Raw genomic sequence first — 12,707 nt, 5'->3', positions numbered from 1 at the left:
AGCTATGAAATCAAAATTATTAAGCAATTTAGAAATATTGGATTATGTTCGCAATCATAACTTTTTTAAAGATAGTGATAACTTAAAATGTATAGAAATAGGTGATGGGAATATAAATTATGTTTTTAAAGTAAGTGATAATAATTCTGGAAAATCAATAATTGTAAAACAGTCTGATGTATATTTGAGATCATCAGGTAGACCTCTAGATATAAATAGGAGTGAAATAGAATATAATGCTTTAATATCTCAATATAAAAATTATCCAGGATCTGTACCTAAGGTTTATTTTTATGATAAAGAAAAATCAGTGATAATAATGGAAGATATCTCTTCTTATAAAAACCTAAGAAAAGAATTAAAAAAGGGAAATATATATAATCACTTATCAGATTCTTTGTCTGAATTTTTAAAAAGAACTTTAATTCCAACGACAGATTATGTTTTATCTAGAAAAGAGAAAAAGTTAAATGTCAAGAAATTTATAAATCCTGATTTATGTGATATAACTGAAGATCTTGTATTGACAGAACCCTATTTTAATTATAAAGATAGAAATATTATTAATAAGGATTTGATTAAATATGTAGAACAAAATATTTATGAAGATAAAAAATTGATATGTGAAGTATTGAAACTTAAGGATAATTTTCAAAGTAATTCTCAAGCTTTAATTCATGGTGATCTACATACTGGTAGTATATTTGTTAATGAAAATGGCATAAAAGTTATTGATCCAGAGTTTTCTTTCTACGGACCTATGGGCTATGACATTGGAAATGTTTGGGGAAATATTTCTTTTGCTTTAGCAAATAGTTTGATACTAAAAGATAAAAGAAAAAACGCGTTGAATAAATTATTAGAAGAAACAATAGATATGACCATATTTAAGTTATATGATGCATATGATAAGTATATTAAAAATGAATACTTTAAAAACGAATTATTTAAGCAAACCTATATTAGTGAGGTTATAGCAGATTCATTTGGATATGCAGGAACTGAAATTATTAGAAGGGATATAGGAGATTCTAAAGTGGACGAAATAACTTCTTTGAAAGATAGAGATAAAAGAAAAAAATTAGATATATTGCTAATTAATTTTGGCAAATACTTAATATTAAATAGGTACAAAATAAAATATGGTAAAGAAGTAGTTGATTATATAAATAATTTATAAAAGATATAAGGAGATATAATTATGAAAGTTTATGTTAGAGCACCTTATTCTGAAAATAATCTAATGGATTTGAAAAATATTTTTGATGAAGTTATATATGAACCCTGGACACTCACTGGAGAGAGATTTTATGAAAATGAAATGATAGACAATTTAAATAGAGTAAACCCAGATGTCTTAATAACAGAATTAGATAGGGTTACAAATAAAGTATTAGACTCATACAAAAATCTTAAGCTAATAGGAGATTGTAGGTCAAATCCAGCAAATATTGATATAAATGCATGCAATATGCATAAACTACCAGTAATATGTACGCCGGGTAGAAACTCTATTGCCGTTGCAGAATATATAGTAGGTATGATAATAATGAGCTATAGAAATATTTTACCCTCTATAGAATGGATAAAAGATGGTGAATGGAAGGAAGGCACTACACCATATTACACTTGGATGGGTCAAGAAATATATAACAAAGAAGTAGGGATAGTTGGACTTGGAGCGGTTGGAAAAAGTTTAGCAAATTTATTAACTAGTTTTGGAGCAAATATTTCTTATTATGATCCATATGTTAAAGATATAGAAAAATACAAAGAAAAGAACTTAGAAGATATTTTTAAAGAGTCAGATATAATTAGTATACATTTACCAGTGAATTCAGAAACAAATAATATGATAGATTATAAGCTCTTAAATTATATAAAAGAAGGAGGCATTTTAATTAATAGTTCCAGATCACAAGTAATAAATAACAACGATTTAATAAATATTATAAAAAATAAAAAAATAACTGTAATACTAGATGTTTTACCTAAAGAACCTCCTAAGTATAGTGAACTGGATTTTCTAAAAAATAATAATGTAATATTGACTCCTCATATTGGAGGTGCTACTTTTCAGGTTACATCACATCAATCTAAAATATTAAATGAAAGAATATTCAAATGGTTTAAAGGAGAAGATTTATTAAAAATAATTTATAATAAGGAGATTATTTAAGTGAAAAATTTTTATCTTCTAATTGATATAGGAACTGGAAATAGTAAATTGTCCATTATAGAAGATGATGGTAAAGTTGTAAAGTCTGAAAAGTTTAAAAATCATTATCGAATTGACTACAATTACAATGATTCAATCTATTTTTTACCAAATGAATATATGAAAAAATTTGAGGGAGCATTATTAAAGTTATTGTCAAATTTTGATAAAAAAATATCAGCCATTTCTTCTTCAAGTACAAGACAATCTGTAGTGTTGATTAATAATGATAACAAAGCTGTAATCGGTTTACCAAATATTGATAATAGAGGTAGGGAATATATATCTAATATTGAATATAAAAATATATATGAAAGAACTGGGAAAAAGTTAACTGAAGATTTTCCTGCAGCAAAAATCTTAGGTTATAAAAATGTATATAAAACTGAGTATAATGATATTTATAGTTTCACAAGTGTTAGTGAGTGGATAGCATTTGAATTTACCGGAAAGCTGACCATAGAACCTAGTCAAGCAACTGATACTCAATTATATGATTTAAATGATTTAGATTATTCATATGATATAGCTAAAATTTTTGAATTAGAAAGTTTGTCACCACCTAAAAAAGTTAATTCTGGCTTTAGTTTAGGAAAAATAAAAAGAGAATGGGTAAAAAAATTCAGTCAATTATCAGATGCCATATTTATTGTAGGAGGAGCTGATACGCAAGTTGCTATGAAGATTTATCCAAATCAATACAATTCATTGTATGTAATTTCTGGTACAACTACACCTATTATTAGCTTTTCAAAAAATCTTCCAAATATGGATTCTAAAGAGACTTGGATAAATTCTTTTTTAAAAGGTGATGGTTATATTTCAGAATTGAACCCTGGTATAACAGGGTTAAATTATCAGAATTTTAAAGATATATATTTTGAAAGTTTAACATATGAAGAAATTGAAAAACTTTGTGATAATATAAAAGATATAAAAGTAATTGCAAATCTAACATCAACTTCGAGAATTAGAAGTTTAAAGAAGAAATCAGGATCTTTTATATTAAAGACACCACTTGACAGTAAAATAGAAGATATAGATTTCGCATTAGCGATACTTGCTGATATAGCATGTTCTATATATATAAACTTAATAGAAATGGAAAAAATTAATAAAAGAAAATATATTAACATTATTGGAATGGGAAATGGATTTAAATCTAAACTATTAATAAAGATGCTGTCAAATTTAAGTCGAAAATCAATTATATTACCAAAACATTTTAATGATGCAACTTTATTTGGCTTATTTGAGATATGCAATGAATATTTCAATCATAGTAATAACAATTTTAATAATGAAAATGAAGAATATAATCCTAGTAATTATAAATTAATAAAAAATTATTATAATAAATGGATAGAACATAATATTTTTAAAAAATAATTAAGGAGAACACATGAATTATAATGAGGAAAAACAAGCTTTAGTAGATTATGGAAAAAAAATGAGTACAGAAGGTTTAAGCTCTGGTACTAGTGGTAATTTAAGCATATTTAATAAAGAAAGTGGACTTGTATTTATAACTCCATCAGGTGTAGATTATCAAAAGACAACTTCAAAAGATATAGTTGTTATGGATTTAGAAGGAAATATAATAGATGGGGATAAAAAACCTTCAAGTGAATGGCATTTACACACACTGTTTTATAAGAATAAACCGGATGCTAGAGCTGTTGTTCACACTCATTCTGTTTTTTGTACAACTATTTCGGCTTTAAGAATGCCAATAAAGCCAGTCCATTATGTTATTGCTGATGCTAATTCAATAGAAGTACCTTGTGCAGAGTATAAAAGATATGGTACAGAGGAATTAGCAAAAGCAGCTGTTAAAGCTGCTGGAAAATCCGATGCGGTACTACTTGCTAATCATGGCATAGTTGTATGTGGAAAAGATATAAGTTCTGCTTATAGTCTTGCTAAAGAGATGGAATATGTTGCTGAAATTCAATATAGAGCAATGAGTATAGGTAAACCTATTTTATTGACTGATGATGAAATGAAGGAAGTTGCAGAAGGATTTAAAAATTATGGTCAGCCAAAGAAGGAGGATAAGTAAGTGCAAAATTTCACTTATTATAGTCCAACAAAATATATTTTTGGCAAAGAAAGTCATATAAAAGTTGGAGAAGAGATAAAAAGAATTAATAAAAATAATGTTCTAATAGTTTACCCAGAAATATTTGAATCTAATGGATTAATTGCTAGTATAGAAGAATCCTTAAAAAAAGAAGAATTAAAATATAACTTATTTAATAAGGTAGAGCCTAATCCTACATCAGACTTAGTATATCAGGGTATTAATATAGCAAAAAGTTCAAAAACTGATTTTATATTAGCAATAGGTGGAGGTAGCTCTATAGATTTAGCAAAGTCTATCGCTATCGGAGTAGATTATGATGGAGATTTCTGGGATTTTTATTGTGGTAAGGAAATCAAAGAAGCAATCGATGTAGGTGTTATATTAACCATAGCTTCTTCTGGAAGTGAAAGTTCACCAAATGCAATAATAACTAACAAGAAAACTTTTGAAAAAATCGCCATAGAATCTGATTTGATTAGACCAGTTTTTTCAATAATGAATCCAGAGCTTACATTAACATTAAATAAATTTCAAACAGCTTCTGGTATAATTGATATTTTTACACATTGTTTAGAAAGATATTTTACTAATACAGAAAGTGTCCAATTATCTGATAGGTTGTTAGAGGGTATAATGAAAACTTTAGTAGAAATTGGACCAATGGCTATACAAAATAGCGAGGACTTAAGTTCGAGAGAAAATATAATGTGGGCTGGCACAATGGCTCATAATAATATTATTGGATGTGATAGAGAACAAGACTGGAATTCTCATCATTTAGAACATGTTTTGTCTGCTAAATATAATTGTAATCATGGTGTTGGAATGGCTGTGATCTTTCCTGCTTGGATGCAATATGTAGTTTCAAGACATGGATTAGATAAATTTGTTCAATTTGCAAATAGAGTATTTAAAGTTGAAATTAATGATGAAAATTATCTTGAAACTGCTAATATTGGTATTGAAAAGTTTAAAAAATTTATTAAGAAAATAAACATGCCTATTAATTTTAAAGAGTTGGGTATCAATGATTATGATATAGATGAATTAGTAAGTTTAAATAATCTAAATGGGAAAAAAACAGGTGGGTTTTATTCTCTGAATGAGGATGATATTAGAGAAATTTATAAGATAGCATCTATTAATAACTTAGATAATATTTGAATTTAATTTATTTTATAAAATATTAAGTCAAGACCATAATATTGTTTAGGTTTATTTATTACAATACCTCATTTTGTTACACTCTAATATAAATTATATATAGAAAGTTCTAACACTCCTCATTGATATCAATGAGGAGTGGATTATGTCTTCTAAATTATATACTAGGTTGAAATAGCAAATATTGGATCAGTAAATTTTACACAATATTATGGACTTGACTCAAATTGATATATTATATAAAGATATAGTTTACATACCTTCAGAGCCAATAATAAGCCAATATGGAATTTTAAATAAAGTGTATAATGGATCTTCTGGTCAAAAAAAACTAGCACAATTAGAGCTAGTATCAAAAACAAGAAGAAGTGCTTATATATTTGATGAGCCAACAAATTTCTTAGATGAAAAAGTAAAAATTCATGTTCTTAATTTGATAGAAAGTTTATTAGAAAAAGATGCTATTGTAATCATAATAAGTCATGATAATATATTTAAGGAAAATGGTAATTATAATGTAATAAATCTTTCTAAATAAAATAAGATAAGAATGCATCTTAATTTTGTCTAAAATAAAAGGGACTGTTCCAATTACACTTGAAACAGTCCTTCTTTTATCTTTCCAATAAATCAAGTCCCAAAACATCCACATATTTTTCCAAAAAGACCATGGAGCCTTCAAGCATATAGACCTTGTTAAAACCTTGGCTTATTAGAAACTTAGTCAAAGACTTTGCGATATTACTTGAGTTGCAATATAAAAGTGTCTTTTCATCCTTATTAATTAAATCAAGATTTTCTTTGATTTTTGAACTTTCAATATTTTCTGCACCCCTTATGTGAGATTTATCAAAAGCTTCTTTACTTCTTATATCAATAATCCTAAAGTCATTAATTTTATCTTTAAGTTCATATAAGTTCACATGCTTTAAATCACCTTCGAATATATCTATAGCCTGACTTGCTAATGTATTTAGGGCATCTTCTGGAGTTGAGAAGATTGGTTGATATGATAGCTCTGTATCATAAAGATCATAAATATCAGCACCCATTCCAACAAGTCCTGCTACTATATCTACTCTTTTAACTACATCACCTTCTCCTACAGCTTGGATACCGTAGATAAGGCCAGTGTGTGAGTCGAAAAGTATTTTCATGTTCATAGGTTTAGAGTAAGGTAGGATATCTACTGAGTCATTGTGTCTTATAAGAGTTGATTCAAAAGCAATATTTTCACTTTCAAGAACTTTTCTTGAAAGACCAGTTGATGCAATGTTCATATCAAAAGACCTTAGGGAAAATGACCCTATAAATGAAGGAGACTTTCCTGCCATATTAAAGATATGTTTTGCTACAAATTTAGCTTCTCTGTGAGCAGGCCATGCTAGATTTAGTTTGCTATTTTTTCTTGTAAGTGGGTTATATACTTCTATAACATCACCTATGGCATAGATATCTGGGTCATTTGTTAAGAAATTTCGATCAGTATCAATAGCTCCAGACTCGGTAAGTTTAAGACCAGCCTTTTTTGCAATTTCTGAATTTGGCTTTATACCTATAGCATTTATGAGCACATCGTAGTCTAATTTTTTGCCACTTTTTAAAAGAAGCTCATCATCTTCTACCTTTATAATCTCATCATTTTTTATCATGTTTATATGTTTTCTTATATTCTCTTCTACAAATCCTGCAAGTTCTTCATCAATATTTGCCTCTAGAACTCTTGACCTTACTATAAGGTAAATATCTACTCCGTCAAGTTCGTTTAAGTTCTCAGCTGCCTCTATACCTATAAAACCTGCCCCATTTACTATGATTTTTTTGGCATTTTTCTCTTTTATATAAGCTCTTATGTTTTCAACATCTACTACATTTTCTACCTTAAAGACATTTTCTCTATCCTTATCAAGTCCTTTTATAGAATCTGGAATAAAAGGAGAAGCTCCTGTTGAAATTATAAGCTTATCGTAAGATTCAGTATAAGTTTTATCATTTTTAATATCTTTTACTAAAACTTCCTTTTTATCCCTATCTATAGAGATTGCTTCATTAAAGTTTCTTGCATCTATATCATTCTTTTTCTTAAAAGCTTCAGGATTTCTTGCTATTAAATCTTTGCTATCTTTAACCATTTCTGAAAGATAATAAGGAATCTCACAGTTTTTAAAGGAAGTATCTCTTCCTTTTTCAAGTAATATTATCTCACTGTCTTTAGAAATTTTTCTTATATTGGTTGCAGCAGTTGCTCCTGCTGCAACTGCCCCTATTATAACTATTTTCATAAGTCACCTCATACACATTTATACCCTATTTACTTAAATATAATTTAATAATGGGTTTAAATTTATTTTATATACAATAAAATAAAATTTATAAAAGTAAAAAGTGAAATATCAGATTTGATATTATTTAATCGAATATATAACTAATTTAATTTAATTAAATTAGTTTGATTTGACACATATATATATATATATGTTATTATAAACAAAGAATTAATAGGAGAAAAACATATTTTTAAAATGAAAAGTTTTATAAAAATAAATAATTTAAAAAAATCATATAATGATTTTAAATTAAATATAGATAATTTAGAATTAAAACAAGGTGAGTTTGTTGGTCTAATAGGTGAAAATGGATCGGGAAAAAGCACCTTAATAAAATTGATTTTAAATATAGTTAGTGATTATGAAGGCACAATAGAACTTTTTAATAAAAAAAAATATAAAAATGATATTACTGTAAAGAAAGATTTGTCAGTTGTATTTGATTCAAAAAGTTTTTCAGATTATTTGTGTATAAAAGATATAAATACAATATTAAAAAATATTTACAAGTCAACATGGGATGAAAATTATTTCTTTACTAAATGTGATAATCTTGGTATTTCTAATTATAAAAAAATAGGCACGTTTTCTAGAGGTATGCAAGCTAATCTAGAGTTAATAACTTCATTAAGTCATTCACCAAAGTTACTTATTTTAGATGAAGCAACTAGTAATCTTGATCCCGTTGCAAGAAAAGATTTTAACTTGATTTTAAGAGATTATGTTAATAATGATAATACAGTTTTATTCTCATCACATATAGTAAATGAGCTTGAAAAAAATGTAGATAGAATAATATTGTTGGATAAAGGAAAAATAGTTTTAGATGAGAATATAGATATTATTAAAAACAAATATAGAATTGTAAAGACTGATAGTTACATAAATTTTTACACTAGATATCCTAATTTTAGACCTTTATCAGTATTAGAAACTAACGATAAATTAACTATATTAGCATGTAATTTGAACGAAAACATTTACGAAGATGATTCGTTAAGTGAAAATGGTTTAGAAATTGAAAATTTAATTTATATGTTAAAGAAAGGAAAGAGGTATGAAGGGACTGATTTATAAAGATTTTATAATATTACTAAGTAAAATTACAAAAAAAAAATTACTAGTATTTATATCAGCTATTTGTATAGTTTCAATAATTATAGAAACAAGTATTCTTCCTCTAATTAGTATATCAATTCAATTTTTTGCCTTAAGTTATTCGTTAGAATTATTTGAAGAAGATAATAAAGACAGATGGAGAGAATATATTATGACTTTACCTGTTAGATCAAAAGATATAGTTGTATCCAGATATTTATCAAATATTTTAATATTGACAATTAGTTTTTTATTTACTTCAGTAATAAGTATAATAAAATTTTATTTAGATAGCAAAGTTATGTTAAGTTATATGCTTATTTTTCCTATAATTGGTTTAATAGCATCATTAATATATTTATCGATTGTAAATCCACTAAACTTTTTCTTATCAAGCAATAATAAAAGAATTGTATCGTTTATTATTATAGTAATTGCTAGTTTTACTTTGTACTTAATTAAAAGATTGGACTCAAAAAAAATAAAAAATATTTTTAATATATTTATAAGTAATAAAATTTTATTGATATTTTTAATAACTATAAGCACTATATTACTGATTATAATATCAATATTTATATCTATAAAATGTTTAAATAAAAATAAACAGGAGTGTTAAATGTCAAACAAAAAAATATACAGATACTTGAGTATAATATTAGCTATTTTAGCAATAATTTTGTGGAGCTATTTAGTAAAAATCGGAAAAAACAAGGAATTTGCATTTTTACCATTTATACCTATTGCTTTAGGTTCATATTTCTTAAAAAAGTATAAAGACAATAATTAATTTGGTTTCTATATCAATTCAATAAATGAAGGATTTAATATAAAGAAAGAGGAAATAATGGAAAATAAAAAGACAAAAAAATATATTAATTGTGTAATTTTTATAGCTTCACTTTTACTAGTGATTGGAGTATTTGGAAATGAAATCATTTGGGCTGGTAGACTAATGGGATTTGATATATCTCATTCTCTAGCAGATGACCTTGCTGAAGTAGTAAGTAATGGTGGAACATTAGCTAGTGCGTTTGCTATTATTATGGGAATAACAATGCCTACATGGATAGTTGGTGTTGTTGCTGGTGCATCAACTTACTCAGCATAAAGTAATTATTTCGGTTGAATTGGTATAGATATATAATGGGGATGCTTAAAGTATCCCCGTATTTTATGGAGATTAAATGAAAAAAACAAGAACTATAAAAAAAATATTTATAAAATATTCTTTAATTTATGTTGGATCTGTTATATTTACATTTTTTATTTCAAGTCTTTATGTTGAAAAGAATATCATTCAAACTATGGAAAATTATAATATCTTATATTCTTTATTAAGTATAATTCTAAAAAATACTTTTTCTTTTTTATTTTTAATCTATGGTTCAATGAATAATAAATATATTATATATAGTTGGTTAGTTGGAAATGGAATTATATTAGGATCACTGATATCAAAGTTTGCTCATTTTTCTTATATGATTCTTATTCTTCCACACGGTATATTTGAGATGTTTTCTTATATATATTTATGTACTATTATTTCAAGCTGGAAAAACAATAATGGAAATAAGATAAGTGTTTTTTTCAAGAAAATAAAAAGAAACTCATCTATTTATATATATTGTTAATATTAGCTGCAACAATAGAAGTTTTAATAACACCAACTTTAGCAGTTAGATTTCTTCTATAGGTTATTTATACTAGGTTAATAATTTTGCAAATAATCTATTTATATTTCATTTAAACTTAGTATATAATCTATACATTTGAAAACTTATTATTTTATTTATATAACAATATATTACCCTGATAATAAAAATTTATAAAAGAATTTATAAGCCTATAAATTAAGAATATATAGATATTATACTTGTTTATCGAATACATTGTGCAAGTATTATAATATTAAAGGTATAATTGTATAACAAAGAGAAATCATAGAGTTTAAAATTTATTTTTAGTTATATTTGTATCTAAGGCTATAGTTAATATTTAGTTTGGTAAGTTTAGAGAGGATGAGTTGAATAATTATGATTTGCAAAACAAGTATGTGGAGACCTACAATATAGATAACGAGGAATACGATGATATAAAAAAAGGACAGAAGTAGGGTCTATTAGAGGTGGAGTTAGAATGACAGCCACAGCTGAATTTCAAATTTATAGTATAAACTCTACTAAGCAAATCAAGATAAGGAAGATATAAGTATGCTCTTGATAATGTTTGAAATGAAATAGTTTTAATTATAGTGATTTTAAGAGCTTTTCTTATGATAAGAGATAAAAATAAAGGAAAACAAATATAATATTATAACTTTAGAAAAGTGTTTACATTTTAGCTTTAATCAAATGTTTTAAATATATTCCTTATGATTAATTTAGGAAAAATATAAGAATCTTAAAAATAAGAAAGGGACCCTGTAAATCAATATAATTTGCAAGGTTCCATTTTATTTTATTCAAATAATCAATTTAAAATTTTTATTAATTAATTTTCGTAAAGTATATCAATTTAAAAGAAAGTAATAGGACATTCATTCTTTCCGTTTACCAATATAACTTGATAAATTAAATTAGAATATTATATATAATAACTTTTTATAGTGCATAAAATGAACGTCCCTTTTTGCATTTACTTAAATCCAATATTATATTATATATTTAATCTTTAACTACTTTAATTTTGTGAAAAAAACTATATTTTTGTAATAAAAAATAGAAAATTTTTTTAAATAAATTAGAATTAAAATCTAAGAAGAAAACGTTTAATATTATTGTTGACTTTTTAATCCTCTTTTCATATAATAAAAGAAAAGGTAATTACCACGCGTCTAAGCTTTTAAAAATAAAGCTTTTACCTGGTGTGAAAGTTAGGACCTTAAAGCTTAGCTAAAAAACAAGGAGATTTTATGAAAAATAGCAAAAATAGGTCTAGATTTATTTTCTTTGGTCTATTGCCAGCCTTTATTCTTTATTTATTATTTATGGTATATCCTACATTCAATGTATTTAAAGAATCCCTATTTAAAACAGGAGGACTTTCAGGTAATAAGACATTTGTAGGTCTAGATAACTTCAAAATTTTAGTCAAAGATCCAAATTTTGTTAGGGCAAGTCAAAATACAATTTTTCTTATAGTTATAGTTACAATAGTTACTATGGTTATGGCAATTGTTTTCGCATCAATTTTGACACGTGAATCATTTAAGGGGCAAAACGTATTCAGGATTATTTTCTATATTCCAAATATTTTATCTATTGCAGTTATAGCATCAATCTTTGCAGTAGTTTATGGCATGGATGAAGGTCTTATAAATGGACTTTTAAGACTTATAAATCCAGGAAGTGAGAATATATCTTTCTTGGGAGATAGACTCAAGGTTGTTTACTCAATTGGTTTTGCCATGATCTGGCAAGCGATTGGATATTATATGGTTATGTATATGTCAACTATTAGTCAGATTCCAGAACACCTATATGAAGCAGGAAAGCTTGATGGAGCTAGTAGGATTAGACAATTTTTTGATATAACCCTACCTCTTACATGGCAAACAATAAGAACAACCCTTACATTTTATGTGATAAGTAATATAAATATAGCCTTCCAAATCATAAAGGCTTTAACAGGCGGAGGACCAGATGGAGCAAGTTTAACCCTTTTAAACTACCAATACGAACAAGCCTACACCAATTCAGCCTTTGGTTATGGACTTGCTATAGGAGTTGTAGTATTTTTATTCTCCTTTATCCTATCAGCTATAGTGCATAGGTTAACTAAAAGAGATCTAATCCAATATTAGGAGTGAGCA

The 12,707-nt window shown here is 26.0% G+C and carries 13 protein-coding genes; 12 read left to right on the top strand and 1 reads right to left on the bottom strand.

Features of this window, described 5'->3' with window-relative positions; all coding sequences use genetic code 11:
• Nucleotides 1-4: 4 nt before the first annotated feature.
• The 6 genes from mtnK to HV819_RS04190 all read left to right on the top strand — a co-directional run bounded on the left by mtnK (nucleotide 5) and on the right by HV819_RS04190 (nucleotide 6,006).
• Nucleotides 5-1,180, top strand: coding sequence for an S-methyl-5-thioribose kinase (mtnK, locus tag HV819_RS04215; RefSeq protein WP_176269601.1), 1,176 nt, complete (start codon nucleotides 5-7; stop codon nucleotides 1,178-1,180).
• A gap of 21 nt (nucleotides 1,181-1,201) precedes the next feature.
• Complete coding sequence (locus HV819_RS04210; protein WP_176269600.1) at nucleotides 1,202-2,179, top strand: NAD(P)-dependent oxidoreductase; 978 nt, start codon at nucleotides 1,202-1,204, stop codon at nucleotides 2,177-2,179.
• The gene (locus tag HV819_RS04205) at nucleotides 2,180-3,607 is read left to right on the top strand and encodes an FGGY family carbohydrate kinase (protein ID WP_176269599.1); all 1,428 of its coding nucleotides are present in this window, start codon (nucleotides 2,180-2,182) and stop codon (nucleotides 3,605-3,607) included.
• Between the two features lie 13 nt (nucleotides 3,608-3,620).
• Entirely contained in the window at nucleotides 3,621-4,280 is a 660-nt protein-coding gene (locus HV819_RS04200; protein WP_176269598.1) for an L-fuculose-phosphate aldolase, read from the top strand.
• Nucleotides 4,281-5,468 (top strand): iron-containing alcohol dehydrogenase, encoded by a 1,188-nt coding sequence (locus tag HV819_RS04195; protein ID WP_176269597.1) that lies wholly within the window; start codon nucleotides 4,281-4,283, stop codon nucleotides 5,466-5,468.
• Between the two features lie 211 nt (nucleotides 5,469-5,679).
• On the top strand, nucleotides 5,680-6,006 hold the full coding sequence (locus HV819_RS04190) for an ATP-binding cassette domain-containing protein (protein WP_176269596.1): 327 nt from the start codon (nucleotides 5,680-5,682) through the stop codon (nucleotides 6,004-6,006).
• 76 nt (nucleotides 6,007-6,082) lie between these two features.
• Here HV819_RS04190 and HV819_RS04185 read toward each other — a convergent pair whose 3' ends face one another.
• Entirely contained in the window at nucleotides 6,083-7,750 is a 1,668-nt protein-coding gene (locus tag HV819_RS04185; RefSeq protein ID WP_176269595.1) for an FAD-dependent oxidoreductase, read from the bottom strand.
• Between the two features lie 240 nt (nucleotides 7,751-7,990).
• Here HV819_RS04185 and HV819_RS04180 point away from each other — a divergent pair, with 240 nt between their 5' ends.
• The 6 genes from HV819_RS04180 to HV819_RS04155 all read left to right on the top strand — a co-directional run bounded on the left by HV819_RS04180 (nucleotide 7,991) and on the right by HV819_RS04155 (nucleotide 12,698).
• A complete protein-coding gene (locus HV819_RS04180) occupies nucleotides 7,991-8,872 on the top strand; it encodes an ABC transporter ATP-binding protein (protein WP_176269594.1) in 882 nt (293 codons plus the stop codon).
• Nucleotides 8,853-9,512: an ABC-2 transporter permease gene (locus tag HV819_RS11865; protein WP_176269593.1), complete on the top strand. Its 660-nt coding sequence runs from the start codon at nucleotides 8,853-8,855 to the stop codon at nucleotides 9,510-9,512. The genes HV819_RS04180 and HV819_RS11865 overlap by 20 nt, the downstream gene beginning before the upstream one ends.
• The gene (locus HV819_RS04170; protein WP_176269592.1) at nucleotides 9,513-9,683 is read left to right on the top strand and encodes a hypothetical protein; all 171 of its coding nucleotides are present in this window, start codon (nucleotides 9,513-9,515) and stop codon (nucleotides 9,681-9,683) included. It begins immediately after the preceding gene.
• Nucleotides 9,684-9,740: 57 nt separating this feature from the next.
• Nucleotides 9,741-10,004: a class IIc cyclic bacteriocin gene (locus HV819_RS04165; RefSeq protein WP_176269591.1), complete on the top strand. Its 264-nt coding sequence runs from the start codon at nucleotides 9,741-9,743 to the stop codon at nucleotides 10,002-10,004.
• Nucleotides 10,005-10,080: 76 nt separating this feature from the next.
• Complete coding sequence (locus HV819_RS04160; protein WP_176269590.1) at nucleotides 10,081-10,527, top strand: hypothetical protein; 447 nt, start codon at nucleotides 10,081-10,083, stop codon at nucleotides 10,525-10,527.
• Between the two features lie 1,280 nt (nucleotides 10,528-11,807).
• Nucleotides 11,808-12,698, top strand: a complete 891-nt coding sequence (locus HV819_RS04155) for a carbohydrate ABC transporter permease (protein ID WP_176269589.1) — start codon at nucleotides 11,808-11,810, stop codon at nucleotides 12,696-12,698.
• The last annotated feature ends 9 nt before the right edge of the window (nucleotides 12,699-12,707 follow it).

The organism is Anaerococcus faecalis (assembly GCF_013371425.1).
Lineage (GTDB): Bacteria > Bacillota > Clostridia > Tissierellales > Peptoniphilaceae > Anaerococcus > Anaerococcus porci.
Note: the sequence above shows the minus strand (reverse complement) of the source record. Positions and strands in the feature narration are given on the sequence as shown.